Source organism: Pseudomonas sp. SWI36 (assembly GCF_002948105.1).
Lineage (GTDB): Bacteria > Pseudomonadota > Gammaproteobacteria > Pseudomonadales > Pseudomonadaceae > Aquipseudomonas > Aquipseudomonas alloputida.
The window spans coordinates 5936057-5960773 of record NZ_CP026675.1 but is presented as its reverse complement, the minus strand read 5'-3'; the positions used below and the strand labels follow the sequence as shown (position 1 = coordinate 5960773).

Genomic DNA, 24717 nt, shown 5'->3' with positions numbered 1-24717 from the left:
TTGCGCCTTGTGCACGGGCCGGCATGGCCCCTTCAGGCCGGCCATGGGGTGCTGCTGCTATAGAACACCGCGAGCCAGATGGTGGCCGTGCCGGGCGCGGTCCATTCCACGCGGTGGCGGTCGTGCGGGGGGATGTCCAGACAATCGCCCGGCGCCAGCAGGCGGGTGTGGTGCTCGTGCTCGAAACGCAGGGCGGCAGCACCACTGAGCAACATGATCCACTCGCCTTCGGCCTGGTCGTACCAGAAGCCGGGTGGGCTGGCCTGCCCGCTGGAGACGATACGTTCCACGCGGATACCTGGGCGGCTGAGCAATTCGTCGACACGTTCGGCGCTGGCGGGATCGCAGGGCGGCAGGGCGGTCAGCAGGTTGTTCAGGGTCATGGTAAGCCTCCTTGGAAATGGGTGGATTCCACTATGGACGCAATCGCCTTGGCGCGCGCGGCTTGACCCGCCCGGCTGTTTGTAAGAACTTTCCGAGTTTTGGAAGACGGGCTGAACATGGACAAGCTGCTGGCGATGAAAATGTTCGTGGCCACTGTCGATGCCCAAGGCTTTTCTGCTGCCGCGCGCAGGCTAGGGCTGGCGACATCGTCGGTGACACGTCTGGTCGATGCGCTGGAAGCGTCGCTGGGCGCCACCTTGCTCAACCGCTCGACGCGCCAGGTCAGCCTGACCGAGGCCGGCGCCCGTTACTACCAGCGGGCACGGGGCATTTTTGAAGCACTGGACGAGGCGGATGCCAGCATCGCCGATCGCGGCGAGGAGCCTGTGGGTGTACTGCGCCTGAGCCTGCCAGTGGAGTTCGGCCGGCGGGTCATCGCCCCGCACCTGGGGCCATTCCTGGCGCAGCACCCGGCGCTGGAACTGGACATCGATCTCAGCGACCGCCTGGACGACTTGCTTGACGGGCGCTATGACCTGTCGATTCGCCTGGGTGACCCCTCGCCCAATGACGAATTGGTGTGCCGCCGGCTCGGCCGTTTTCAGCGTTGGCTGGTGGCCAGCCCGGCTTACCTGGCCGGGCGTGAGCCACTGCAGCATCCCCGGGAGTTGCTTGACCATGCCTGCCTGCGCTTTCGCTATGGGCACAAAGCGCGCCCCTGGCGCCTGACCTGTGGCCAGGACAGCCTGGAACTGGACGTAAGCGGGCCCTTGCGCAGCGCCAATGCCGACATGTTGCGTGAAACGGCACTGGCAGGCAGTGGTATCGCACTGCTGGCTGATTGGCTGGTACGCGAGGATGTGTTGGCAGGGCGCCTGCAACGGGTATTCCCCGACTGGCAGGCCAGTCCTGGCGCAGCCAATAGCAGCATCAACGCCCTGTATATGCCCAACCACCGGGGCTCACGGCGAGTAAACGCATTCATCGACTTTTGCGAAAATTTGCTCATACACGGTCACTAGTGTTGCGCAGTGCGCAAAGCCGCATTGCGCCACCGCGGGATTCTCGGCGCTGACGTCCATGGGTAAGGTGGCCAGCATATACCCAACCCTTGTCGAGGAACTTCGCATGAACCCCTCCCTTGCGACAGCGCAACCGGCAGCCGCCAGCCTGAGTCGGGCTCTGGTAGTGCTGCTGGCGTTCTGCTGCGGCGCGATTGTCGCCAACATCTACTACGCCCAGCCCATCGTCGGGCTGATCGCCCCCGACCTGGGGCTGTCCACCGAGCATGCCAGCCTGATCGTTTCGCTCACGCAGTTGGGCTATGCCTTGGGCCTGTTATTGCTGGTACCGCTGGCCGACCTGCTGGAAAACCGCCGCCTGATGGTGGCCACCGCGGTCCTGGCCTGCGTCAGCCTGCTGCTGGCGGGCACCAGCAGCAGTGGCCAGGGGCAGCTGTTCCTGGGTTACGCACTGCTGATCGGCTTCAGTTCGGTGTCGGTGCAGATGCTCATCCCGCTGGCGGCGCACCTGGCGCCGGAGCAGCAGCGTGGACGTGTGGTCGGTAACATCATGGGCGGCTTGCTGCTGGGCATCCTGCTGGCGCGACCGCTGTCGAGCCTGGTGGCCGACCACTTCGGCTGGCGTGCGGTGTTCATTGGCGCCGCCGGGGTAATGCTGGCGATCATCCTGTTGCTGTCATTGACCTTGCCGCAGCGGCGGCCCGAGCACAAAGCCAGCTATGCCAGGCTGATGCTGTCGCTGCTCACACTGCTGCGTCGTTATCCGCTGTTGCGCCAGCGTTCGTTGTACCAGGCATTGATGTTTGCAGCGTTCAGCCTTTACTGGACGGCGGTGCCGATGGCGCTTGCCGGGGAGCATGGCCTGTCACAAAGCCAGATCGCTGTGTTCGCCCTTGTCGGCGCGGTGGGTGCCGTTGCTGCGCCCATGGCCGGCCGCCTGGCCGATGCCGGGCATGCCCGGGCAGGCTCGCTGCTGGCGCTGTTGCTGGCGCCGGCGGCCTTGTTGCTGGGGCTGACAGTGCCGGGATACAGCGTGATTGGCCTGGGCCTTACCGGCGTGTTGCTGGACTTTGCAGTGCAGATGAACATGGTCATCGGCCAGCGTGAAGTGTACGCACTGGACCCGGCCAGCCGCGGGCGGCTGAATGCGGTGTACATGACCAGCATCTTCCTCGGCGGGGCGCTGGGGTCGGCGGTGGCCAGTGCGTTGTTCAGCCAGTTTGGCTGGCAGGGCGTGGCACTGGTGGGGGCGGGGTTGCCGGGTGTGGCGCTGGTTGTGTTCCTACTCAAAGCACGCCGGGGTTGAACCGTTACGCGGTGCAGGGCACGGGCTTCGCTCGTGTTCGCGGGCCCGCTATCGGCCAAGCGGCAGCGCCAGGCCAATCAAGGCAAACAGGCTCCCGCAGCAACGATTGAAACCTTTGCCACCCTTGGCCAGCCATGGCCGAATGCGAAACGCCAGGCGCGCCAGCAGGTATTCGACCAGAAATTCGACGCTGGCAAAGGTCGCGGCCATCACCGCAAATTGCAGCACCAGCCCTCGCTGTGGGTCGATGAACTGCGGCAGGAAGGCACCATAGAACAGCAGCACCTTGGGGTTCGCCATGGCCGAAAGCAGGCCCTGGCGAAACAGCCCGGCATTGCCCAGCCGCGCGCTGTGCGCGGTCAATTCCAGCTGCAGGCCTGGACTGCGCCACAGTTGAATGCCCAGCCAGATCAAATAAGCCCCACCCACCCACTTCAGGACGCTCAGCACTGCCGCCGAGGTCTGCAGCAGTGCGCTGAGGCCGAACATGGTCAAGGCGATGAGGGCGCTGAAACCCAATACCCCGCCCACGATGGTGAACAGCGTTCGCCGTGCGCCATAGAGCGCGCCATGGGTCAACGCCAACAGGCTGTTGGGCCCTGGGGTCAGCGACAGGCCGATGCTGGCCAGCAGGTAGATGAGCCAGGTGTCCAGTGCCATGTTGAAAACTGCCTTGTTCGAGAGAGGGCGACAGTCTATGGCGCAACGCTCACGCTGAAAGAGTATTATCTGGTCATACAAGAGTCTTTTCTGGACGTGGTTTCATGCCGCCCGACATTCGCTTGCTGATCATGCCGTTACCGGATTTTGCCTTGCTGCCGTTTGGCGCCTTTCTCGACAAATTGCGCTTCAGCGCCGACGACGAGGACTACAGCCAACAACGCTATTGCAGCTGGACGGTGGCGGGGCTCAGCCTTGAGCCGGTACCGTCGAGCAGTGGCGCAGTGCTGCAGGTCGAGGCCATTGCCGATCAGCTCGACCTTGACCTATTCGACTACCTGGTGGTGTTCGGCGGTCGCAGTGCCATGGCCACCGCGGCGCTGGCGCCACGTTACCAGGCGTTGCTCAGGCAGGCCGCCAAGGCGGGAGTCAAGCTGGTGGGGGTCGACAATGGCGCCTTTCTGCTGGCTGCCTGCGGCCTGTTGCAGGGGCACAAGGTGGTGGTGCACTGGCGTCACGAAGCCGAGTTTCGTGCTGCATTTCCGCAGTTGCAGCTGTTGCGCGAGCAGTTGTACTGCATCGATGGCAACCGCATCACGTGCGCCGGTGGCACCGCCGCCATAGACCTGGCCGTTGCACTACTGTCACGCGCTTGCGGGCGAACCCGGGCGCTCAAAGGGCTGGCTGACATGCTGGTGGACGAGACCCGCGACAGCCGTCACGCCTTGCGCTCGCTGGAGCTGGGTGCTGGTCAGGGGCGCCAGGTGCAGCGGGCGCAAGCCCTGATGCGCCATCACCTGGGCACGCCGTTGGCCGTGGAGCAGCTGGCCGCAGAACTGGGCATCAGCCGGCGTCAACTGGACCGGCAGTTCCAGGCCAGCCACGGGATGAGCACCAAGGCCTGGTGGCTGGAGATGCGCTTGCAGCAGGCGCGCTGGCGTTTGCTCAACTCCAGCCACAGCCTGGCGCAGATTGCCGATGAGGTGGGCCTGGGTGATGCCAGCTACCTTGGCAAGTGCGTGCGGCGTCGGTTTGGGTGTACGGCCCTGCAGTTGCGTGCAGGTCATTACCCGCTCACGTGATCTACTGCGGCGTCCCGAACAACCCTGTCCAGTAGATCCCTGCATCGCTCTTGGGGTCTATCGCATAGGCAGCGCCCAGTTCACGGAAGTCCGGATTCATCAGCGTGGCGCAGTGCCCTGGGCTGTCCAGCCAGCCGTTGACGACCTTTTGCGCGGTGTCACGCCCGGCGGTGATATTTTCGCCGATCTGCTGGTACAGGTACCCGGCCAGTTCCGCCCGGTCACCGGGTGTGCGGCCATCTTTGTCGATGTGGTCGAAGAAGTTCTGGTTGGCCATGGCCCGTGTGTGGTTGGCGGCGACCCCAGCCAGCACTGTGCTCCAGCTCAGTGGCGGGGCGGCGGCAAACGGCTGGCCGCCGCATTGCCGTGGCACCTTGCGCGCGGCGTTGATCTCCTGCAGCACCTTCTGTCCCTCGGCCTGCCAGTCGCCCAGGCGGCCGCTGAGCAGCGGCCGGGCCAGCACGATGCGCCAGTCGCGGCCCTCCTGGCTGACGCCGATATCGACGAATTGCGGGTCGAGCACCACCTGGCAGAAGCTTTCCTCGATGGCATGCATGGCGGCGCGTGCGTCGCGTGGCCCCGACAGGCTGATGGCCTGGACGCTGACCATGGGGTAGGCGGCGCGGGTCATGGCCTGTTGCAGGTCGCGGGTGCCCTCTGGCGACAGCGCAAGGCGTGTGTCGCTGTTGAGCGGCGGCAGTTCCAACGACGCCTCGCCACCGCAGGGCTGGGCCTTGCTGCGGTAGACATTGATCGAATCGATCAACTGCGCCTCTTCGCCGGTGGCTGCCAGCGCCCCGGTCGAAACGACCAGGCCCAGTGACAAGGCGACAACGGATGTCAGGACGCGCATGTGGATCTCCCTATGACTGGCAGCGTCGTGGTATGCGCTGCTCATCCTACACAAGCCCGGGGCTTTTGGCCCGAGGTCGTGCAAGGCAATGAAAACGCCGGCAATCGTTACTGGCGGCAAAAGAGGGAGTAGACCCCTGGCCGGTGGAAAAGTGCGGTCAGTTGCCAATCATTCGCATCGGGCCAGGGTTGTCAGCCGTTTGCGCGTCAATGGGCCAACGCCTGGTTCGGCTTGTAGAACAGGAAGTGGGTGGTCTGCGCGGTCTTGCGATAAGCCTTCGCCCAGTCGGGGCGCACCGTTCGATCGTGAAAGTACAATGCGCCGCCGGTGGGGTCTTTCAACTGCTGGTTCAGTGCCTTGCGTGCGATCTCTTTGGCAACGTCGTAGCGTTGCGGTTCCTCGACCTGGTCCGGGCGCCCGTCACACCACCATGAGAACTGACAGGACTTGGTCTCCACACCCTGTTTGACTACCGCGCAGATAGTGTCGGGAAAGCCATCGTGGCCCAGGCGGTTGAGCACCACACTGGCCACCGCGGTCATGTCTTTGGCGTCGGCGCCCTTGGCTTCCCAGTAGATGGTACGTGCCAGGCAGGTGATGCTGTCATCCAGCGGCGCCTGGCCAGCCGGGTCCACTGCCTGCGTTTCGCCTGGGGTCAGTTTCTCTGCCTTCCTGGGGGGCGGCGCATCTTCAACGACCTTTTCTTCAAGCACTTCGGCCTTGTCCTCGGCAACGGCGGCTTTGGCCGGGTCAGCGGCGTACAGGGGGCCTGCGAGCAGGGCCGAGGTCAAGCCGATCAGCATCAAGTGAAGGCGCATGGGCACATTACCAGGCGGTGGGCAGAATTTCAGTCTAGCCAAGCGTAAGCATTAATACCAAAGGCAGGGTGGCGGCCGCAGCCACTGTCTGCAGGGCGATGAGGGTAGCCATCAGTGGCGCATTGCCGCCCATTTGCCGGGCCATGACATAAGACGACGAAGCGGTTGGCAGCGCCTGGAACAACACCGCCACCACCGCTGCCTGGCCACTCAGGCCGAACAGCCGGCAAACGCCCCAGGTGGTCAGTGGCATGACCAGGAACTTGAACGCCGATGCTGCCATCAGCGGCCGTACCTGCTGGCCGAGGCTGGCGCCACCCAGGGCAGCGCCGACACACAGCAGGCCCAAAGGCAGTGCGGCCTGGCCCAAGGCCTTGACCGTGGCGTCGATACCGGCCGGCAAGCCCAGCCCCGTGGCCCGTAGCATCAGCCCCCCTGCGCAGCCGATGATCAACGGGTTGGCGAAGATCGCCCGAAGCACTGTGGCTGGCGAACTGTGACGGGCGCTGAAGCGGGCAAACACCAGCACGCAGAGCAGGTTGACCAAGGGCACGATGGCTGCGTTGGCCACCGCCGCCAGGGCAATCCCGGCGCTGCCGTAAATCCCCGCAGCCAGGGTGGCACCGATGTAGTTGTTGAAGCGGATACCGCCCTGAAACACCGAAGTGAAATCGGCTCCATCATGGTTCGCCGCGCCCTGATACAGCACCAGCAACACGGCACCGGCCAGGGTCGAGAGCATCAGTGCGCCGGCCATGCCCAGCACCGGTATGCCATCGAGGTTGGCGGTGGCCAGGCCATGAAGGAACAGCGACGGCAGCAGGACGTAGTAGCTCAGGCGCTCGGCACCAGGCCAGAAGCTTTCGGCAAGAAAACCGCGAAGGCGCAGGAAGGTACCCAGGGCAATCAGCAGGATGATGGGGAGCAGGGTGGTTAGCAGCAAGTGCAGCATGGTGAGCATTCCGTGGTCGGGTACGTGCACAGACTACGGGGGCGGATCGATCTGTAAAAACGTTGTTTTCTTCAGTGACCGTTGAGGAAAAATGCATGTTGGTGGGGGCATATCGCGCCTTGGATCAGCCTGGCTTCAGGCTTCCAGGGCGGTCTTCAACACCGCACTCAAATGCCGCCGCTGGCTTTTTTCATGCTCCAGCAACACCACCCGCCGGGTCAGCTGCGGCTCGCCAAACGGCAGGCAGGTGGCGGGTGGCAAGCGTTGCAGGTCGTCATCCGCCATGGGGATGACCGCCACGCCCAGGCCCATCACCGCCATGCGCGCCAGGGCTTCCTGGCTGTCCAGTTCCATCAGTTCGCTCACCTGCACCTGCTGGCGGCGTAGTTCCTGCTCGATCTGCCGGCCGGCCCAGGCACGCTTGTCGAAGCGCAGGAATGGCTGGCTGGCCAGCAACTGCGGCACGCTATACCCGGCCAGCTCAGGGCTGGCAATGGCCCAGAAACGGTCCTCGAACAGCGGTGTGAAGTCCAGGTTCTGCGGGTAAGGGCTGACCGGTTCGGTGGTGATCGCTGCATCGAGCTCACCATCTTCCACGCGCCGCGCCAGCTCCGCCGACATGCCCGAGGCCACGCTGATGTGTAGCTGCGGGTGATGGGCCTTTATCCACACCAGCGCCTTGGGCAAACGCCGCGCCAGCACCGTGTGGATCGCCCCCAGGCGCAAACGGCCGCGCAGGCTTGGGCCGCTGGCCAGGGCATCGGCCAGTTCGTCATAGGCAGCCAGAAGGCTTTCGGCGCGGGCCACCGCCAACTGGCCGGCTTCGGTCAGTACCACCTGCCTGCGGCTACGGTCGAACAAGGTCACCTTCAGTTCGTCTTCGAGGGTTTTGATATGCAGGCTGACCGCCGAGGGGGTGAGGCTGAGCAGGTCGGCGGCGCGGGCAAAGGTGCCGTGGCGGGCGATGGTCACCAAGGTGCGCAGGGCTTTCAGGGACATGCGGTTGAGGTCCGGTTCTCAGCTGACAGAGGCGTATTGTCAGGCCCGGCCCTCTCGCAGCACAAGGCTGCTTCCAGGCCTTGCCGATACGGCTCAGCGACTGCTACGCCCATAGGCCTGGCTGATCCGGTCGATCACCATGGCCAGGGCGACAATTGCCAGCCCGGCCTCCATCCCTTGGCCAACATTCAAGGTCTGGATTCCCGCCAGCACATCCTCACCCAACCCACGGGCGCCGATCATCGACGCCACGACCACCATCGACAAGGCCATCATGACCGACTGGTTGAGCCCGGCCATGATGCTTGGCAGCGCCAGGGGCAGGGCAATGCGCCGCAACCGCTGCCAGCGGCTTGCGCCAAGGCCGTGTGCGGCCTGCAACAACGAGGGGTCGATCTGGCTCAGGCCCAGTTCGGTCAACCGCACCAGCGGCGGCAGGGCGTAGATCAGCGTGGCGAACACGGCAGGCACCTTGCCCAGGCCAAACAGCATCAGCACCGGGATCAGGTAAACGAACGCAGGTAGCGTCTGCATCACATCGAGGACCGGCAACAGCAGCCGTCTGGCCAGTGGCCGGGCGGCCAGCAGGATGCCCAGCGGTACACCCACCAGTACGCACAGGCCGGTACTGACCAGCACCAGGGCCAGGGTCTGCAGCAACTTGTCCCAGAGCCCGAGCATACCGATCAAGGCCAGCAGCGCGACCAGCACGGCGCTGCGCAGCAGGCTGCGGCTGGCGTGCCAGGCCAGCAGACCCACCAGCAACAACAACAGCCACCAAGGCAACAGGCGCAACAGGTTCTCCAGGCCGACCAGCAGTTGCAGCAACTGGTCAGACAAACTGCGCAGGTGGTCGCCGTAGTTCAATACCAACCAGTCGACCAGGCGGTTGATGCTGTCGGCAAAGGAAAACTGCAGGGTCTGCGGGAAACCGCTGCTCACAGGCTGGCCTCGACCTTGGCGGCGATGTCCGCCGGCAGCCAGGCTTTCCACACCTCGCGGTTATCGCGCAGGAAGGTCAGGGCGGCTTCGCGCGCGGGCGTGCGTTTTTCGCTCATGACGGCCAGGGCCTTGTTCAGGCGATCGATGGGCAGGTCTACCTGTTCGAACACGCTGACCAGGTCTGGGTAGGTTTCGCGAAAGGCTTTGGACACGCCAATCGACAACTTTGCCGGCAGCGAGCGGCTGCCTTTCGGGTTGGGGTTGGCGGGGTCGGTGAGGGTGGCCCAGGCCTGGGCATCGAACGGGGGTTCTTCCAGCCGGATGAGCTTGTAGCGCCCCATCAGCGGGGTCGGGTTCCAGTAGTAGAACAGCACGGGTTTGCCGCGCCGGATTGCCGAACCGATCTCGGCGTCCATCGCGGCGCCGGAGCCACTGCGGAAGTTGTTGTAGAGGCCATCCAGGCCATAGGCCTTGAGCTTTTGGCTGTTGACGGTTTCAGACGTCCAGCCGCTTGGGCTGTTGAGAAAACGCCCTTTACCGGGCGATTCGGGGTCGGAAAATACCTGCGGGTAACGCTTGAGGTCCTCGACACTGTGCAGCTCAGGCGCCACGGGCTTCAGGTTGCGTGCGGCATCGCCCTCGATCACATAGGCCGGTACCCACCAACCTTCTTCTGCATTTTTGACCGTATCGCCCAGTGCGAACACCTGGCCGGCCTGTTCGGCCTTGACCCAGGCAGGGCTGCGCCCGGCCCATTCCTCGGCGATCACTTGCAGGTCATTGCGCGCCAGGGCCACCTCCATGCTGACCGTGCTGCCAGGCAGGGTGTCGGTGCGGTAGCCGTAGCCGCGCTCCACGATCAGGCGCAGGATCTCGGTGGTGAGGGCGCCGCTTTCCCAGCCGATGGCACCAAAATGGATAGGCGCAGGTTGCTCTGCCGATGCGGCGCTGTCGGTGCTGGCCAAACCCACCGTCAACAGCAGGCCGGCCAGCAGCGTTGAAATGCTCTTCATGTAAACCTCGTCGTTCGCCACGCCTTGGCAGTGGGGCAAGTGTAGACGACGAGGTTTTGTCAGTTTCAGGGCCACTGGAGTGGCCCCGTTCGCTTCAGACGCGGAACTGGTCCATCAGCGCTTGCTGCTGGTTGGCCAGGCTGTTCAGCGACTGGCTGACCCGCGCCGACTCGTTGGCCTGGCCAGACAGGGATTCAGTGACATCACGAATGGTCGCCACGTTGCTGTTGATTTCCTCGGCTACCGCGCTTTGCTCCTCGGCGGCAGAGGCGATCTGCAGGTTCATGTCGGTGATCACCGTCACCGCCTGGCCAATGCGCTGCAATGCCGTGACGGCTTGGCCGACCTGCTCCACGCCACCTTGGGCCTGGCGGTGGCTGTGGTCCATGGCGCCGACCACTTCGCGGGTGCCGTTCTGCAGGGCTTCGATGACCTGACGGGTTTCTTCCACCGACTCCTGAGTGCGCTGGGCCAGGTTGCGCACCTCATCGGCGACCACGGCAAAGCCACGGCCGGCCTCTCCGGCGCGGGCAGCTTCGATGGCAGCGTTGAGCGCCAGCAGGTTGGTCTGTTCGGCGATCGAGCGGATCACTTCCAGTACCGAGCCGATCTTCTCGCTGTTCTGCGCCAGGCCTTCTATTTCGGCCATGGTGTCGCTCATGTTGGCAGCCAGGGCTCCGATGCTGCTGGTGGTGCGGTCGATTACCGCCAAGCCCTCGCGGGTGGCCTGGTCGGCATCGCGCGCCGCCTGCGCAGCCTGGGCGGCGCTGCGGGCAACGTCCTGGGCGGTGGCGCTCATTTCATGCGAGGCGGTGGCCACCTGGTCGACCTGGCGGTACTGCTGTTCCATGCCGGCGCTGGTTTCAGTGGCAATCGCCGAGGACTGGTCGGCCGTGCCTCGAGCGGCCTGCACCGAGCGTTTGACCTCGGCAATGGTTGGCTGCAACTTGTCGAGGAAGCGGTTGAACCAGCCGGCCAGTTCGCCCAGTTCGTCCTGTTTCTGGTAGGTCAGGCGACGGGTCAGGTCGCCTTCGCCGCTGGCAATGTCCTTCAGCATGGCTGCCACGCCGAGGATCGGCCGGGTAACGCCGCGGGCCATCAGCCATACCAGCAGCAAGCCAGCAATGGCGGCGGCCAGGCCCAGGCTCAGTTCCAGCAAGGTGCCGCTGGTATTGAGCGCGTCAAGTTCCTGCTTCAGGGTTTCGGCCGGCCCGGTCAGGGCGTTTTCCGGCACATCCAGCAACACGCCCCAGGGCTGGGCGTCCGGGATTGGCCGGAATGCCGCCAGCACCTTCAAGCGCTGCCGGTCGTGGAGGGTGGTCAGCTTGCCCTCGGCCAGCTTGCGCACCAGCTCGGCGCCTTTGGTCGGGTCTACCTGGTCGAAGCGCTGGGCCAGCTTGCTGGCATCGGCGCTGTAGCCGGCCAACAGGCCGACCGGGGTGAGAATGCCGACCGTGGTGCGGCCTTCGTAGAGGCTGCGGCTGGCCTCCTGGCTCAGTGCCTGCAGGCTATTGAGGTTGATGTCGATGGACAGGGTGGCAATGATCTTGCCGTTGACCGCCAGCGGGAACACGATGCTGGTCATCAGCACCTGCTGGCCGTCGATGTCGTAGAAGTAGGGCTCCACCACACACACCTTGCCGGAGGTGCGTGGGCATACCCACCAGGTGTTGGCCGGCTGGCCGCTGGGGCCGATCTCGGTGTTGGCCATGTCATGTTCGGGCAGGGCCATCGAGGTCAGCTGGCCAGCGCGTGGCTGCGACCAGTACAGGGCAAAGCGCCCGGTTTCGTTGCTGCCCAATTCTGCCTTGCCGGCAAACAGGCTGTCCTTGTTGTCCAGGGCATTGGGCTCGAACACCAGTGACAGGCCGAGCAGGTCGGGGTTGGCTTGCAGTGCGGCGCGCACCTGGCGGGTCATGTCCTCGCGCAGGTCGAAGGCATCGAGAAAGCGCTTTTCGGCCTGCTCGCGCAGGAACAGCACCTGACGGGCGAAGCCGGCGCCGTACTGGTAGGCATCCATGAACTGGCGGCGAATGTTCAAGGCTTGCACTTCACCTTGTGACTCGATACGCGACTGCGCCGCCTCGGTCAGCATCTGCATGCTGCTGGCCTTGACCAGGTCCGAACTGTGATCCATGCGGTACAGCGACAGGCCGACGAGCAAGGTGACGATAGCGGCCAGACAGAGACCGGCGAGCAGGGTGATCTTCCACTGGATGGAAAGTTGTCGCAAAGGCATGGGGGCGGATCCCTTTTTGGCAATAAGGGTTATGGCTGTATCTGCGATGGGGCCGGGAGGTGTCAAAGCGCTCCCGCCAGGCACCTCGCTGCCTCCCACAATATCGGCCCCTGCCGTTTTTTCTTTATTCAAACATTCAATTTAAATTTGAACGCCACTAACGCGCCGCATCAAGGCGCTTTTGACATCTGCCGCCCACTGCTTCAGAGTTCGCGCTTTTTTCTGTCGTAATGAGGTAAGCCAACCATGAATGCAGTGATCGCCGCGGTCGGCATCATGCTGATACTCAGCCTGTCCCGCGTGCACGTGGTCATCGCCCTGATCATCGGCGCCCTGGCCGGTGGGCTGGTGGGCGGCCTGGGCATCGAAGGCACGCTCAAGGCCTTCAACGGTGGCCTCGGTGGTGGTGCCACGGTGGCTTTGTCCTATGCACTGCTGGGTGCTTTTGCCGTGGCGATTGCCAAGTCTGGCCTGGCGCATGCGCTGGCCGACCGCGCCCTGGGCATGATCGACCGGCGGGGCGACGCCAATGGCGGCAAGCTCAAATGGCTGATGATCGGCCTGATGCTGGCGGTGGCCGTGTCGTCCCAGAACATCCTGCCCATCCACATTGCCTTCATTCCGCTGCTGGTACCCCCTCTGTTGTACGTGCTGACGCGCCTGCGTATCGACCGCCGGCTGATCGCCTGTGTGATCACCTTTGGCCTGATCACCCCGTACATGTTCCTGCCGGTGGGCTTCGGCAACATCTTCCTCAACGAGATCCTGCTGGCCAATGTTGCCCGCGCGGGTGTCGATGTAAGCGGCGTCAACGTCACCCACGCCATGGCCATCCCGGCTGCCGGCATGCTCGTCGGCCTGCTGGTGGCGGTGTTCATCAGCTACCGCAAGAAACGTGACTACGACCTGGCGCGCATCCAGCAGGTGGAGCAGGTGAGCGTGCAGTACAACCCGCTGACCTTGCTGGTGGCCGGGCTGGCGATCGCTGCAGCCTTCATCGTCCAGCTGTTGCTGGACTCGATGATCATCGGTGCCATGGTCGGTTTCCTGATCTTCTCGCTGTCGGGCATCGTCAAGTGGAAAGAGACCGACGACCTGTTCACCGAAGGCATGAAGATGATGGCCATGATCGGCTTCATCATGATTACCGCGTCCGGCTTTGCCGAGGTGATGAAGGCCACCGGTGAGGTTAAGAGCCTGGTGGAAACCTCGGCGCAGTGGATCGACCACAGCAAGGGCATCGGTGCCTTGCTGATGCTGTTGGTAGGCCTTTTGGTGACCATGGGGATCGGCTCGTCGTTCTCCACCGTGCCGATCCTGGCTGCGATCTTCGTGCCGCTGTGCGTGCAACTGGGCTTCGACCCGTTGGCCACGGTGTGCATCATCGGTACTGCCGGTGCGTTGGGCGATGCAGGTTCGCCTGCCTCGGACTCGACCCTGGGCCCGACCTCGGGCCTGAACGTGGATGGCCAGCACCACCACATCTGGGACACCGTGGTGCCCACCTTCATCCATTACAACCTGCCGTTGATGGCGTTCGGCTGGTTGGCAGCGATGACCTTGTAAGGCGGGGAGGGCGTCAGCCCTTGTCGGGCGGCGGCGAGATGCGATTGAGCACGGTGCTGCCGTCCTTGCTGCGGGTCAGGTAGACCGGCAGGACTTTGGGCAGGTTGTTGACCAGGTGCCCCACTTCACGGGTGTTGTAGATGCCGCTGATGCGAATGCGGCCGGTGCTGGCATCGGCCAGTAGCAGCGGGGCGTCGAGGTAGCGGTTGATCACCGGCAGCGCCTGTTCCAGGCTCAGGTTATCGAGCACCAGCTTGCCGCTGCGCCATGCCAGGCTGTTGCCATAGTCGTCGCTTTGCTCCAGCTGCGGCTCGAAGTCGCCCTTGTGGTAGCTGGCCTGCATGCCAGGGCCAAGGCGGTAGCCACCGGCATTGCCCTCACTGGACACCAGCACTGAACCTTCCACCAGGGTGACCTTCACCTGGTCCTGGTACTTCCACACGTTGAACTGGGTGCCGGTGACCCGGGTCTGGCCACTGCCGGCACGCACGATGAACGGGTGGCTGCTGTCGTGTCGCACCTTGAAGAACGCCTCGCCGCGCTTGAGCGTGACCTGGCGTTGGTCCTTGTAGTTGAGGAAGGTGAGTTCGGTGTGGAGGTTGAGCTGTACCGTGCTGCCGTCGCTGAGCTCCACGGTCTGCATGCGGTCACCGGCTTCGAAGTGCTGGTAGTGGTTGGGCAACCAGCCCTGTTCCCACCCCATCCAGCCGGCCAGCGGCAGCACTGCCAGGGCGATGGCCGCAGCAGACGCCAGCGGCCGCCAGTTGCGAGGGCGGGCGGCGTGTCTGGCGGGTGGGTTGAAGTCGATGACGGTGGCGCTGCGCGGCAGCAGGTCGGCTGTTTGCCAGATTTCCAGCATCGCCTGATATTCTTCGTCATGCCGCGGGTCGGCCGCCAACCAGTCAGCGAATGCTTCACGCTCGGCCTGCGTGCAATCTTCGGCGTGAAGGCGCATGCACCAATGCGCTGCGGCGTCGGTGATGGCATCGTCTGGGTTGGGATTGAGGCGGTCGTGGTTCATTGCGGCTCCGGGTTTTGCGCATTCTACCCTTGCGGGAGGGCTCCCGAGAACCAATGTAATGGCGAATGACTATCAGTTGTGCCGGTTTTTCGTCGGATTAGCCACGGTTTTTCAGTGTTTGAGAACCCTTCGCGGGCAAAAGACGATGCCTGCAATGGCCTCCGGTGCAGCCTGGTGCTGCGAAGATGTCAGTGTTTGCAGGTACCGGCCTCTTCGCAGCACACGGCTGCCCTTGCAACAAGCGCGTCGGCGACCCACCGGTCAGAACTGTGTGGCCTCTAGCCCATAAAGGCTGCCACTACCGGTCCGAATGCTCGCCTCCAGCCCCAACCCCCGCGGCAAGACCCGCTGGAAATAGAACGCCGCACAGGCAAGCTTCGCGCCATGAAACGCGTCGTCCTCATCACGTTTGGCCAGCGCCACCGCCGCCATCCGCGCCCACATGTACGCATAGGCCGTCAGCCCGAACAGCTGCAGGTACTCAACCGCTACCGCGCTGACCAGGTTGGCATCCTCGCCAGCCTGCGCCCGCAGCCAGCTGCTGGTGGCCTCCAGCCGCGCCAGGCTCGCCTGCAGGGCCTCGCGGTGCAAGGGCGCATCCACACTGAAGGCGCGCACTTCGCTGGCAAAGCTGGCCAACGCCTGGCCACCGTCGGCCAGCACCTTGCGCCCCAGCAGATCAAGGGCCTGGATGCCGTTGGTGCCTTCATAGATCTGTGCAATGCGCACGTCTCGCACCCGTTGCTCCTGGCCCCATTCGCGGATGTAGCCATGACCGCCGTACACCTGCTGGCCAAGCACGCAGCTTTCCAGGCCGTTATCAGTGAAGAATGCCTTGGCCACCGGTGTCAGCAGTGCCACCAGGCGCTGGGCATGCTCGCGCTCGCCAGCGTCTTCGGCATAGCGTGCCACGTCCAGTTGCTGGCCAACGTAGACGGCGAACGCCCGACCTGCTTCGGTGAGGGTGCGCATGGTCAGCAGCATGCGCCGGACATCACCATGGTGGATGATCGGGTCGGCCGCCTTTTCGAGTGCCTGCGGGCCAGTCGCTGCGCGGCTCTGCAGGCGCTCGTTGGCATAGCGGGCGGCGCTCTGGTAGGAGGCTTCGGCACATCCGATGCCCTGTATGCCGATGGACAGGCGCTCGTAGTTCATCATGGTGAACATCGCTGCCAGGCCCTTGTTCGGCTCGCCCACCAGGTAACCGATGGCACCGTCAAAGTTCATGACGCAGGTCGCCGAGGCCTTGATGCCCATCTTGTGCTCGATCGAGCCACAATGCACAGCATTGCGCGCGCCCAGGCGGCCATCGGCCTCGACCAGGAATTTGGGCACCAGGAACAGCGATATGCCTTTGGCACCGGCGGGCGCATCCGGCATTTTGGCCAGCACCAGGTGGACGATGTTCTCGGTCAGGTCCTGCTCGCCGCCGGTAATGAAGATCTTGCTGCCACTGATGCGCACGCTGCCATCGGCCTGAGGCTCGGCGCGGGTGCGGATCAGCCCCAGGTCAGTGCCGGCATGGGGTTCGGTCAGGCACATGGTGCCGGCCCAGCGGCCTTCGTACAGCGGTGGCAGGTAAGTGGCCTTGAGCGCTTCGTTGGCGTGGGCATCGATCGCCAGGCAGCTGCCTGCGCTCAATGCCGAATACAGGCTGAAGCTGCAGTCAGCCGCGTAGAGCATCTCTTCGAACAGCACGCCGAGCATCTTTGGCATGCCCATGCCGCCGTATTCCGGGTTGCCGCCCAAGCCGACCCAGCCGCCTTCGCGGTAGGTGTTCCAGGCCTCGCGAAAGCCCTCGGGGGTGGTGACTTGGCCTGCGTCGAAGCACACACCTTGCTCGTCACCGTTGCGGCTGAGCGGGGCGATCAGCTGGCCGGTGACTTTGGATGCTTCCTCGAGAATGGCGTCGGCAGTGTCGGCATCGATGCGTTCGGCCAGGGCGGGCAGTCGGGCCCACAGGCCCGAAGCGTTGAACACGTCATGCAGGACGAAGCGCATGTCGCGCAGGGGGGCGGAATAAGTGGTCATCGGCAGCTCTAGCAATAGTGGGGGAGGGTTGGGCGTGCGCTGAACCTTCAGGCGCAGCCGTGTGCTGCGCCTGAAGGGGAGTGGCTACGGCATCAGAGGGCCTTGGCCCGGTCGCGCAGCACGTACTTCTGGATCTTGCCGGTCGAGGTCTTGGGCAGCTCGCCGAACACTACGGTCTTCGGCACCTTGAACCCGGCCAGGTGCTCGCGGCACCAACTGGTGATGTCGGCTTCACGGGTGTCCTCCCGGCCTGGCTTTAAGGCAACGAAGGCGCACGGGGTCTCGCCCCATTTTTCATCCGGGCGTGCCACCACGGCGGCTTCCAGCACTGCCGGGTGCTTGTACAGGGCGTCTTCGACCTCGATGGTGGAGATGTTCTCGCCACCGGAAATGATGATGTCCTTGAGCCGGTCCTTGATCTCGATATAGCCGTCGGCATGCCACACGGCCAGGTCGCCGGTGTGGAACCAGCCGCCACGGAAGGCTTCGGCGGTGGCTTCAGGGTTCTTCAGGTAGCCCTTCATCACCGTGTTGCCGCGCATGAAGATTTCGCCCAGGGTATCGCCGTCGCGGGGTACTGGCTGAAGGGTTTGCGGGTCGGCGACCATCAGGCCGTCGAGGGTCGGGTAGCGCACGCCTTGGCGAGATTTGATCCGTGCACGCTCTTCCAGCGAAAGCGCATCCCATTCGTCATGCCAGGCACACACGGTCACCGGGCCGTAGACCTCGGTCAGGCCATAGGTGTGGGTGACCTTGATGCCCATTTGCTCCACGGCGCCGATGACCTTGGCCGGTGGTGCGGCGCCGGCGACCATGGCCTGCACCGGGTGCTCGATGGCTGCCTTGGCCGCCTCGGGCATGTTGACCAGTGCGTTGAGCACGATCGGCGCACCGCACAGGTGGCTGACTTTGTGCTCGCGGATCAGGGTCAGGATCTTCTGCGGGTCGACCCGGCGCAGGAACACATGGGTGCCGGCCAGGGCGGTGATGGTCCAGGGGTAGCACCAGCCGTTGCAGTGGAACATCGGCAACGTCCACAGGTACACCGGGCGGTGGCCCATGGCCCAGGTCATCTGGTTGCCCAGTGCGTTCAGGTAGGCGCCGCGGTGGTGGTAGACAACGCCCTTGGGGTTGCCGGTGGTGCCGGAGGTGTAGTTCAGCGAAATGGCCTGCCACTCGTCATCGGGCCATTCCCAGGCAAATTCCGGGTCGCCTTCGTTGAGCAGGGCCTCATAGTCCAGCTCGCTGACCGCGCGGCCCTCGCCGTACTCCGGGTCATCCACATCAACCACCAGCGGCGGGTGTTCAAGCAGTGCCAGAGCGCCTTCGATGACCGCATGGAACTCGCGGTCGGTGATCAGTACCTTGGCCTCGCCATGCTGCAGCATGAAGGCGATGGCCTCGGCATCCAGGCGCACGTTCAGGGTATTGAGCACGGCACCGGTCATGGGTACGCCGAAGTGCGCCTCGAGCATGGTCGGGGTGTTGGGCAGCATCACTGCCACGGTGTCGCCACGGCCAATGCCACGACCGGCCAGGGCGCTGGCCAGGCGCCGACAGCGTTGGTAGGTTTCTTGCCAGTTGCGGCGGATGGCGCCGTGGATGACGGCGGGGTAGTTGCCGTACACGGCGGCGGTGCGTTCAATGAAGCTCAGCGGGGTGAGGGCGACATGGTTGACGGCAGCGGGCATCAGGCCCTGGGCATAGATCGACATGCGGTAATCCTGTAAGGGAGGCAGACGCAGCCTGTGCACCTGGCCCCCGATGGCTGATTGTTAGCTCTGTTCAGGGTGCAGGGGGCGGACGGTGGGCCGCCCCCTCTGTCGCAGTTTTACGCGAGTCGCTATGGTATTAGGAATATCGACTATAGCAATATAGTAAAACTACTATAAAAACAGGCCGCCTACCGTGGATGACACTGCTTACCCCTTGCTTGGCAAAGACCCGCAACCCAGTCTGTTGCTGGCCAGTGATGCAAGCCCGCTGGCACTCAACCCGGCATTGCAGGCCTGGGTCGCCGAAGGGCCCGAGCTGGCTCGCTGGCTGCCGGCCAATTGCGCCGCCCTGGTGCGTGCCTGTCTGCGTCAGCATCGGGCGATCAGCGATGTCGAAGTGCAGGTCGGCGAACGCATCGTGTTGTGGACGTTCATGCCGGACAACCAGGGCCAGCAGGTGCTGGGGCGCTGCCGCGATGCCAGTGAAGAGCGCCATGGCGCACGCGAAGCCAACCGCGCCCGACGCCTGTATCGGCTGATCATCGAAAACACCACCGACCTGATTTCCCGGCACAGCCCCGATGGCCGCTTTCTCGATGCCTCACCGGCAGCCTACCGCCTGCTCGGCCTGTGGCCCGAGCAGCTGCGTGGCATGCCTGTGCATACCCTGCTGCATCCGCGCGAGCGGCGTCAGGTACTGCGTCAGGCCTCAGCCGCACTGGACCAGGACGGCTACCACACGATGACTTGCCGGGTACGCCAGGCAACAGGTGACTACCGTTGGTTCGAAATCGCCAGCCGGGCGATCCGCGAGACCTATACCGGCGCGGTGGTGGAGGTGGTCAGCGTGTCCCGCGACATCACCTTGCGCATCGAAGCGCAGGAAAGCCTGGCGCACAGTGCCCGCCTCGCTACCCTGGGCGAGCTGGCCTCGGGCATCGCCCATGAGATCAATCAGCCACTGGCCGCGGTGGTCAACTATGCCAACGCCAGTCAGCGTTACCTGCAGGGCCTGGAACGTGATCCCCAGGCGCGCGAGCGGGTAGGCCAGGGCCTGCAGCGTATCAGCGAGCAGGCCACCCATGCCGCCGAAGTGATCCGCCGTCTGCGTGCCTTCCTGCGCAAGGGGCCGCGCCGCCTGCAGGCACTGGACGTGGCCGAGCTGGCCGGCGAAGCCATGCGCCTGTGCGCCTGGGAAGCCGCGCGGGACCAGGTGCAGGTGGAGCTTCGCATGAGCGCTCAACTGCCCTTGGTGTATGCCGACCGGGTGCTGCTGGAGCAGGTGCTGCTCAACCTGCTGCGCAATGCCATCGATGCCAATCGCGAGCAGCAGGGGGAGCGGCCGTCACGTATCCTGCTCTGCGCGGCGCGCGATGGCGATGGGGTGCTGGTCGAGGTAGCTGACCAGGGCCCGGGCGTGGCACCCGAGCGGCTGGATGAAATCTTCACGCCCTTTACCACCAGCAAGGCCGACGGCCTGGGCTTGGGCTTGAGCATGAGCCGCAGCCTGATCGAAGGCTTCGGTGGCAGCCTGTGGGCGCGGGCGGGTGACAACGGCGGTCTGGTACTGTGCTGCCGGCTGGCGGTCAGCAGGGAATAAGGGGAGGCAGTGTTGCAAGCAAAAGTGTATGTGGTCGATGACGACCAGGGTATGCGCGACTCTACGGTCTGGCTGCTGCAGTCGGTGGGCCTGCAAGCCTTGCCGTTTGCCAGCGGGCAGGCGTTTCTCGACGCCTGCGTCGATGATGGGCCCGCCTGTGTGCTGTTGGATGTGCGCATGCCGGGGCTGGGCGGGCTGGCTGTGCAGCAGGCGATGCGCGAGCGTGGCCTGATGGTGCCGGTGATCTTCGTCAGCGGTCATGCCGATGTGCCGATCGTGGTGCGGGCGTTCAAGGCCGGCGCCTGCGACTTCATCGAAAAACCCTACAACGATCAGTTGCTGCTCGACAGCGTTCAAGCTGCGCTGGAGCACGCCGGGCTGGCGCGACAGGGCGATCAGGCACTGGCCTTGGTGCAGGCGCGCATCGACGGCCTGACGCCGCGTGAGCGAGACGTCTTCGTACCGTTGGCCCAAGGGTTGAACAACCGCGAGATTGCCGAGCAGTTGGGCATCAGCGTCAAGACCGTGGACCTGTACCGAGGCCGGGTGATGAAGCGGTTGCAGGCGGGCAGCCTGGCAGAGCTGGTGGGAATGGCGATTGCTTGCGGGGCGGTGGAGGCGCTGGGCCTGCGAGCACGTTAACCGCCCTTACGCAGGCCCTGGCAGGGGCGGCCTTGTGTGTCGCGATGGGCCGCAGGGCGCGCCTGCGGGGGCGGTGTGACCGGCAGAAAACACGAATATTTAATAGCTGCCTAATGAAGGCTTTGACATTAACTGCCTAAGCAGTAATATTTCTACACACTTAACTGAGCAGTCAACGATGGCCCATTTCTCCCCCGAAAACTTTCAGACCTGCGCCATCGGCATGTTGCTGGGCCGCGCAGCGATCCTCAAAGACCGCATTCTTGACTGGCACCTGGAGTCAGAGGGCGTCACCGCCGCGCAGTTCAAAGTGCTGATCATCGTCACCCAGTACCAGGTGGATACCCCGGCCGAACTGTGCCGTTACCTGGGCCTGGACAGCGGTTCGATGACCCGCATGCTCGACCGCCTCGAGCAGAAGGAGCTGATCGTGCGCAACCGCTGCGCCGACGACCGTCGCCAGGTGCGCCTGGCACTCACCGCCGACGGCCAGCGCCTGGCCAACCGCCTGCCGGAAATCGGCGCCGCCGCCATGAACGAGTTGTGCGGCGTGCTGGCACCTGAGGAGCTCAAGACCCTGGAAGGCCTGCTGGCCAAGGTGCTGCTCAGTGCTGGCGACCCGTTGACGATCCGCCGCTTCGGCGACCGTTGAACCCTGTAACGAATTATCCAAGGTATTGTCATGGCCACTCCCACAGACACCCCGACTCCCTCCGTCGCGCCTGAGCCGTCGCGCAAGCGCAAGGCTTGGCTGCTTGGCCTGCTGTTGCTGCTGATCCTTGCCGGGGTCGGCACCTGGGCCTGGTACAGCATTGTCGGGCGTTGGCACGAAAGCACCGACGATGCCTACGTCAACGGCAACGTGGTGGAAATCACCCCGCTGGTCGCTGGCACCGTTACCAGCATCGGGGCCGATGACGGCGACCTGGTCCATGCCGGCCAGGTATTGCTGCAATTCGACCCGGCCGACAGCGAAGTGGCCTTGCAGTCCGCCGAAGCCAAGCTGGCACGCAGCGTGCGGCAGGTGCGCGGGCTGTACAGCAACGTCGACTCGCTGAAGGCTCAACTGGAAACGCGCCAAGCCGAACTGCGCAAGGCGCAGCAGGACTTCAACCGGCGCAAGGTGCTGGCTGACAGTGGTGCGATTGCCGCCGAAGAACTGTCCCATGCCCGCGACGACCTGAGCGTTGCCCAGGCCGCCGTCAACAGCGCGCGGCAACAGCTCAGCACCAGCAGCGCGCTGGTCGACGACACCGTGGTGTCCTCGCACCCCGATGTCATGGCTGCAGCTGCCGACCTGCGCCAGGCCTACCTCGACCACGCCCGCACCACATTGGTCGCGCCGGTCACCGGCTACGTCGCCAAGCGTACCGTCCAGTTGGGCCAGCGCCTGCAGCCGGGCACCGCGACCATGGCGGTCATCCCGCTGGATCAGGTGTGGATCGATGCCAACTTCAAGGAAACCCAGCTGCGAGAGATGCGCATCGGCCAGCCGGTGGAAATCACCGCTGATGTGTACGGCAGTGAGGTCAAGTACAGCGGCACGGTCGACAGCCTTGGCGCGGGCACCGGCAGCGCCTTTGCCTTGCTGCCGGCGCAGAACGCCACCGGCAACTGGATCAAGATTGTCCAGCGAGTACCCGTGCGCATCCACCTCAGCCCCGACCAGCTCAAGGACCACCCGCTACGTATCGGCCTGTCCACCGTGGTTGAAGTCGACCTGCATGACCAGAGCGGCCCGACCCTGGCCCAGCAGCCACCGCAGAAGGCCAGCTACACCACCCAGGTGTATGACCACCAGCTGATCGAAGCCGACAACCTGATCGCCCGGCTGATTCACGAGAACAGCGCAACCGGCAAGACGGCGCAACGATGAGCAACAACGCCGCTGCCCAGTTCACGCCGCCAAGTCTGCTGCTGACCACCATCGGCCTGTCGCTCGCGACGTTCATGCAGGTGCTGGACACCACCATCGCCAACGTGGCCCTGCCGACCATTTCCGGCAACCTGGGGGTGAGCTACGAGCAAGGCACCTGGGTCATCACCTCGTTCGCGGTGAGCAACGCTATTGCCTTGCCGCTGACCGGCTGGCTGAGCCGGCGCTTTGGTGAAGTGAAACTGTTCATCTGGGCCACGCTGCTGTTCGTGCTGGCTTCGTTCCTGTGCGGTATCGCCCAATCGATGCCCGAGCTGGTCGGCTTTCGTGTCTTGCAGGGCGTGGTCGCCGGGCCGCTTTACCCGATGACCCAGACCCTGCTGATTGCTGTCTATCCCCCGGCAAAACGGGGGATGGCACTGGCGCTGCTGGCGATGGTCACGGTGGTGGCGCCGATTGCCGGGCCGATTCTTGGGGGCTGGATTACCGATAGCTACAGCTGGCCATGGATCTTCTTCATCAATGTGCCCATCGGGCTGTTCGCTGCTGCCGTGGTGCGCCAGCAGATGCGCACGCGCCCGGTGGTCACCAGCCGCCAGCCGATGGATTACATTGGCCTGCTGACCCTGATTATCGGCGTTGGGGCCTTGCAGGTAGTGCTGGACAAGGGCAACGATCTGGACTGGTTCGAATCGTCGTTCATCATTGTCGGCAGCCTGATTTCGGTGGTGTTCCTGGCGGTGTTCGTGATCTGGGAGCTGACCGACCGGCACCCGGTGGTCAACTTGCGCCTGTTTGTGCACCGCAACTTCCGCATTGGCACCATTGTGCTGGTCGGGGGGTATGCCGGGTTCTTCGGTATCAACCTGATCCTGCCGCAGTGGTTGCAGACGCAGATGGGCTATACCGCGACCTGGGCGGGCCTGGCGGTGGCGCCGATCGGTTTGCTGCCGGTGATCATGTCGCCGTTCGTGGGCAAATATGCGCACCGTTTCGACCTGCGGGTGCTGGCTGGGTTGGCGTTCCTGGCGATCGGCACCAGTTGTTACATGCGTGCCGGTTTCACCAGCGAGGTGGACTTCCAGCACGTGGCCTTGGTGCAGTTGTTCATGGGGATTGGCGTGGCGTTGTTCTTCATGCCGACCTTGAGCATTCTGCTGTCTGACCTGCCGCCGCACCAGATTGCCGACGGTTCGGGGCTGGCAACATTCCTGCGAACCTTGGGCGGGAGTTTTGCGGCTTCGTTGACCACCTGGATCTGGATCCGTCGGGCGGACCAGCACCATGCCTACCTGAGTGAGCACATCAGCCAGTTCGACCCGACGACGCGGCATACCCTTGAGCAGTTGGGCGGGGCCAGCCCGCAGAGTTATGCGCAGTTGGAGCAGATACTCAATGGGCAGGCTTACATGATGTCGACGGTGGATTACTTCACCTTGATGAGCTGGGTGTTTGCCGGGTTGATTCTGCTGGTGTGGTTCGCCAAGCCGCCCTTTACCGCCAAGGCGGGCCCGGCATCGGCGGGGCATTGAGCTAAAATCAAGGCAAGATCCCGATGCTCTCGCTCTCGCTCTCGCTTCGGCTTTTGATTTTGCTTCTAAGCGCGCGATAGCCCAGGCGCCGGGGATTGCGACTTCAGGAGGCCGAGCGTAGGGCTTGCGAAGGGAGGTGACGGGCATGGATGCCCGTCAAGCGCTGGGCCCCAGGATGGGGCCTGCAGCGCGGTCCTCCCGGGAGCAAGCCCGGAGCGAGGGAACCCCGGAGCGTAGCGCAGGGGCCGGATGATAGGAGCCAGCGTTTTTTGGTTACTTTTTGTCGCGTTTGACAAAAAGTGACCCGCCGTAAGGGCGGAAAGGTGACTGTGCGCCACCTGCGCGAATGAATACCTACTCGATGTGAATGCCCACATCCAAGAAGCAAGAAGCAAGAAGCAAATTCGTCTGTTTTGACTCAGCGAACAGTCCATTCGCGATGGCGACGCTGACTCACCTTTTCG

At 64.1% G+C, this 24717-nt stretch carries 21 protein-coding genes; 9 read left to right on the top strand and 12 right to left on the bottom strand.

The features are described from left to right. Positions 1–32 precede the first annotated feature (32 nt). Positions 33–383 (bottom strand): cupin domain-containing protein, encoded by a 351-nt coding sequence (locus C4Q27_RS28295; RefSeq protein ID WP_003247774.1) that lies wholly within the window; start codon positions 381–383, stop codon positions 33–35. Between the two features lie 117 nt (positions 384–500). Between C4Q27_RS28295 and C4Q27_RS28290 the strand changes: the two genes are divergently transcribed. Both C4Q27_RS28290 and C4Q27_RS28285 read left to right on the top strand, forming a co-directional pair. Continuing rightward, the gene (locus C4Q27_RS28290; protein ID WP_064492680.1) at positions 501–1406 is read left to right on the top strand and encodes a LysR family transcriptional regulator; all 906 of its coding nucleotides are present in this window, start codon (positions 501–503) and stop codon (positions 1404–1406) included. A gap of 106 nt (positions 1407–1512) precedes the next feature. Continuing rightward, positions 1513–2712 carry an MFS transporter gene (locus C4Q27_RS28285; protein ID WP_104887759.1) on the top strand — a complete coding sequence of 400 codons (1200 nt, stop codon included), beginning with the start codon at positions 1513–1515 and terminating at the stop codon, positions 2710–2712. A 48-nt stretch (positions 2713–2760) separates the two neighbouring features. Here C4Q27_RS28285 and C4Q27_RS28280 read toward each other — a convergent pair whose 3' ends face one another. Continuing rightward, the gene (locus C4Q27_RS28280) at positions 2761–3372 is read right to left on the bottom strand and encodes a LysE family translocator (RefSeq protein ID WP_010954419.1); all 612 of its coding nucleotides are present in this window, start codon (positions 3370–3372) and stop codon (positions 2761–2763) included. Positions 3373–3476: 104 nt separating this feature from the next. On the opposite strand from C4Q27_RS28280, the gene C4Q27_RS28275 reads away from it, so the two are divergent. Next, on the top strand, positions 3477–4454 hold the full coding sequence (locus C4Q27_RS28275; RefSeq protein ID WP_104887758.1) for a GlxA family transcriptional regulator: 978 nt from the start codon (positions 3477–3479) through the stop codon (positions 4452–4454). A gap of 1 nt (position 4455) precedes the next feature. On the opposite strand, the gene C4Q27_RS28270 is transcribed toward C4Q27_RS28275, so the two are convergent. The 7 genes from C4Q27_RS28270 to C4Q27_RS28240 form a co-directional block, all read right to left on the bottom strand. Next, the gene (locus C4Q27_RS28270) at positions 4456–5307 is read right to left on the bottom strand and encodes a CAP domain-containing protein (RefSeq protein ID WP_104887757.1); all 852 of its coding nucleotides are present in this window, start codon (positions 5305–5307) and stop codon (positions 4456–4458) included. Between the two features lie 206 nt (positions 5308–5513). After that, on the bottom strand, positions 5514–6125 hold the full coding sequence (locus C4Q27_RS28265) for a cell wall hydrolase (protein WP_020193206.1): 612 nt from the start codon (positions 6123–6125) through the stop codon (positions 5514–5516). Between the two features lie 34 nt (positions 6126–6159). Further along, the gene (locus C4Q27_RS28260) at positions 6160–7077 is read right to left on the bottom strand and encodes an AEC family transporter (RefSeq protein WP_019437078.1); all 918 of its coding nucleotides are present in this window, start codon (positions 7075–7077) and stop codon (positions 6160–6162) included. Between the two features lie 135 nt (positions 7078–7212). After that, positions 7213–8076: a LysR family transcriptional regulator gene (locus tag C4Q27_RS28255; RefSeq protein WP_003247790.1), complete on the bottom strand. Its 864-nt coding sequence runs from the start codon at positions 8074–8076 to the stop codon at positions 7213–7215. Between the two features lie 93 nt (positions 8077–8169). Continuing rightward, positions 8170–9018: a proline/glycine betaine ABC transporter permease gene (locus C4Q27_RS28250; RefSeq protein WP_049587118.1), complete on the bottom strand. Its 849-nt coding sequence runs from the start codon at positions 9016–9018 to the stop codon at positions 8170–8172. After that, positions 9015–10031 carry an ABC transporter substrate-binding protein gene (locus C4Q27_RS28245; RefSeq protein WP_104887756.1) on the bottom strand — a complete coding sequence of 339 codons (1017 nt, stop codon included), beginning with the start codon at positions 10029–10031 and terminating at the stop codon, positions 9015–9017. The genes C4Q27_RS28250 and C4Q27_RS28245 overlap by 4 nt, the downstream gene beginning before the upstream one ends. A 94-nt stretch (positions 10032–10125) precedes the next feature. Then, entirely contained in the window at positions 10126–12270 is a 2145-nt protein-coding gene (locus tag C4Q27_RS28240) for a methyl-accepting chemotaxis protein (protein ID WP_104887755.1), read from the bottom strand. A 246-nt stretch (positions 12271–12516) separates the two neighbouring features. On the opposite strand from C4Q27_RS28240, the gene C4Q27_RS28230 reads away from it, so the two are divergent. Further along, positions 12517–13836 (top strand): Na+/H+ antiporter family protein, encoded by a 1320-nt coding sequence (locus tag C4Q27_RS28230; RefSeq protein ID WP_064492546.1) that lies wholly within the window; start codon positions 12517–12519, stop codon positions 13834–13836. Positions 13837–13849: 13 nt separating this feature from the next. Here C4Q27_RS28230 and C4Q27_RS28225 read toward each other — a convergent pair whose 3' ends face one another. The 3 genes from C4Q27_RS28225 to C4Q27_RS28215 form a co-directional block, all read right to left on the bottom strand. Further along, on the bottom strand, positions 13850–14857 hold the full coding sequence (locus tag C4Q27_RS28225) for a FecR family protein (protein WP_064492545.1): 1008 nt from the start codon (positions 14855–14857) through the stop codon (positions 13850–13852). 261 nt (positions 14858–15118) lie between these two features. Further along, on the bottom strand, positions 15119–16888 hold the full coding sequence (locus C4Q27_RS28220; protein ID WP_104887754.1) for an acyl-CoA dehydrogenase C-terminal domain-containing protein: 1770 nt from the start codon (positions 16886–16888) through the stop codon (positions 15119–15121). 92 nt (positions 16889–16980) lie between these two features. Next, the gene (locus C4Q27_RS28215) at positions 16981–18603 is read right to left on the bottom strand and encodes an acyl-CoA synthetase (RefSeq protein ID WP_019437073.1); all 1623 of its coding nucleotides are present in this window, start codon (positions 18601–18603) and stop codon (positions 16981–16983) included. A gap of 193 nt (positions 18604–18796) precedes the next feature. Between C4Q27_RS28215 and C4Q27_RS28210 the strand changes: the two genes are divergently transcribed. From C4Q27_RS28210 to C4Q27_RS28190, 5 genes are all read left to right on the top strand, one after another. Beyond that, positions 18797–20203, top strand: a complete 1407-nt coding sequence (locus C4Q27_RS28210; RefSeq protein WP_064492543.1) for a sensor histidine kinase — start codon at positions 18797–18799, stop codon at positions 20201–20203. 9 nt (positions 20204–20212) lie between these two features. After that, positions 20213–20845, top strand: coding sequence for a response regulator transcription factor (locus tag C4Q27_RS28205; RefSeq protein WP_010954406.1), 633 nt, complete (start codon positions 20213–20215; stop codon positions 20843–20845). Between the two features lie 178 nt (positions 20846–21023). Next, positions 21024–21497, top strand: a complete 474-nt coding sequence (locus C4Q27_RS28200) for a MarR family winged helix-turn-helix transcriptional regulator (RefSeq protein ID WP_010954405.1) — start codon at positions 21024–21026, stop codon at positions 21495–21497. Between the two features lie 30 nt (positions 21498–21527). Beyond that, positions 21528–22721 (top strand): HlyD family secretion protein, encoded by a 1194-nt coding sequence (locus tag C4Q27_RS28195; RefSeq protein WP_104887753.1) that lies wholly within the window; start codon positions 21528–21530, stop codon positions 22719–22721. Further along, positions 22718–24253: a DHA2 family efflux MFS transporter permease subunit gene (locus tag C4Q27_RS28190; RefSeq protein WP_004575310.1), complete on the top strand. Its 1536-nt coding sequence runs from the start codon at positions 22718–22720 to the stop codon at positions 24251–24253. The genes C4Q27_RS28195 and C4Q27_RS28190 overlap by 4 nt, the downstream gene beginning before the upstream one ends. Positions 24254–24717 lie beyond the last annotated feature (464 nt).

Bases quoted from the DNA above. Each gene is read 5' to 3' on its own strand.
- C4Q27_RS28220 (WP_104887754.1), bottom strand. From the start codon at position 16,888: ATGACCACTTATTCCGCCCCCCTGCGCGACATGCGCTTCGTCCTGCAT.
- C4Q27_RS28295 (WP_003247774.1), bottom strand. From the start codon at position 383: ATGACCCTGAACAACCTGCTGACCGCCCTGCCGCCCTGCGATCCCGCC.
- C4Q27_RS28190 (WP_004575310.1), top strand. From the start codon at position 22,718: ATGAGCAACAACGCCGCTGCCCAGTTCACGCCGCCAAGTCTGCTGCTG.
- C4Q27_RS28245 (WP_104887756.1), bottom strand. From the start codon at position 10,031: ATGAAGAGCATTTCAACGCTGCTGGCCGGCCTGCTGTTGACGGTGGGT.
- C4Q27_RS28285 (WP_104887759.1), top strand. From the start codon at position 1,513: ATGAACCCCTCCCTTGCGACAGCGCAACCGGCAGCCGCCAGCCTGAGT.
- C4Q27_RS28230 (WP_064492546.1), top strand. From the start codon at position 12,517: ATGAATGCAGTGATCGCCGCGGTCGGCATCATGCTGATACTCAGCCTG.
- C4Q27_RS28225 (WP_064492545.1), bottom strand. From the start codon at position 14,857: ATGAACCACGACCGCCTCAATCCCAACCCAGACGATGCCATCACCGAC.
- C4Q27_RS28290 (WP_064492680.1), top strand. From the start codon at position 501: ATGGACAAGCTGCTGGCGATGAAAATGTTCGTGGCCACTGTCGATGCC.
- C4Q27_RS28260 (WP_019437078.1), bottom strand. From the start codon at position 7,077: ATGCTGCACTTGCTGCTAACCACCCTGCTCCCCATCATCCTGCTGATT.
- C4Q27_RS28200 (WP_010954405.1), top strand. From the start codon at position 21,024: ATGGCCCATTTCTCCCCCGAAAACTTTCAGACCTGCGCCATCGGCATG.
- C4Q27_RS28275 (WP_104887758.1), top strand. From the start codon at position 3,477: ATGCCGCCCGACATTCGCTTGCTGATCATGCCGTTACCGGATTTTGCC.
- C4Q27_RS28215 (WP_019437073.1), bottom strand. From the start codon at position 18,603: ATGTCGATCTATGCCCAGGGCCTGATGCCCGCTGCCGTCAACCATGTC.
- C4Q27_RS28280 (WP_010954419.1), bottom strand. From the start codon at position 3,372: ATGGCACTGGACACCTGGCTCATCTACCTGCTGGCCAGCATCGGCCTG.
- C4Q27_RS28270 (WP_104887757.1), bottom strand. From the start codon at position 5,307: ATGCGCGTCCTGACATCCGTTGTCGCCTTGTCACTGGGCCTGGTCGTT.
- C4Q27_RS28255 (WP_003247790.1), bottom strand. From the start codon at position 8,076: ATGTCCCTGAAAGCCCTGCGCACCTTGGTGACCATCGCCCGCCACGGC.
- C4Q27_RS28265 (WP_020193206.1), bottom strand. From the start codon at position 6,125: ATGCGCCTTCACTTGATGCTGATCGGCTTGACCTCGGCCCTGCTCGCA.
- C4Q27_RS28240 (WP_104887755.1), bottom strand. From the start codon at position 12,270: ATGCCTTTGCGACAACTTTCCATCCAGTGGAAGATCACCCTGCTCGCC.
- C4Q27_RS28195 (WP_104887753.1), top strand. From the start codon at position 21,528: ATGGCCACTCCCACAGACACCCCGACTCCCTCCGTCGCGCCTGAGCCG.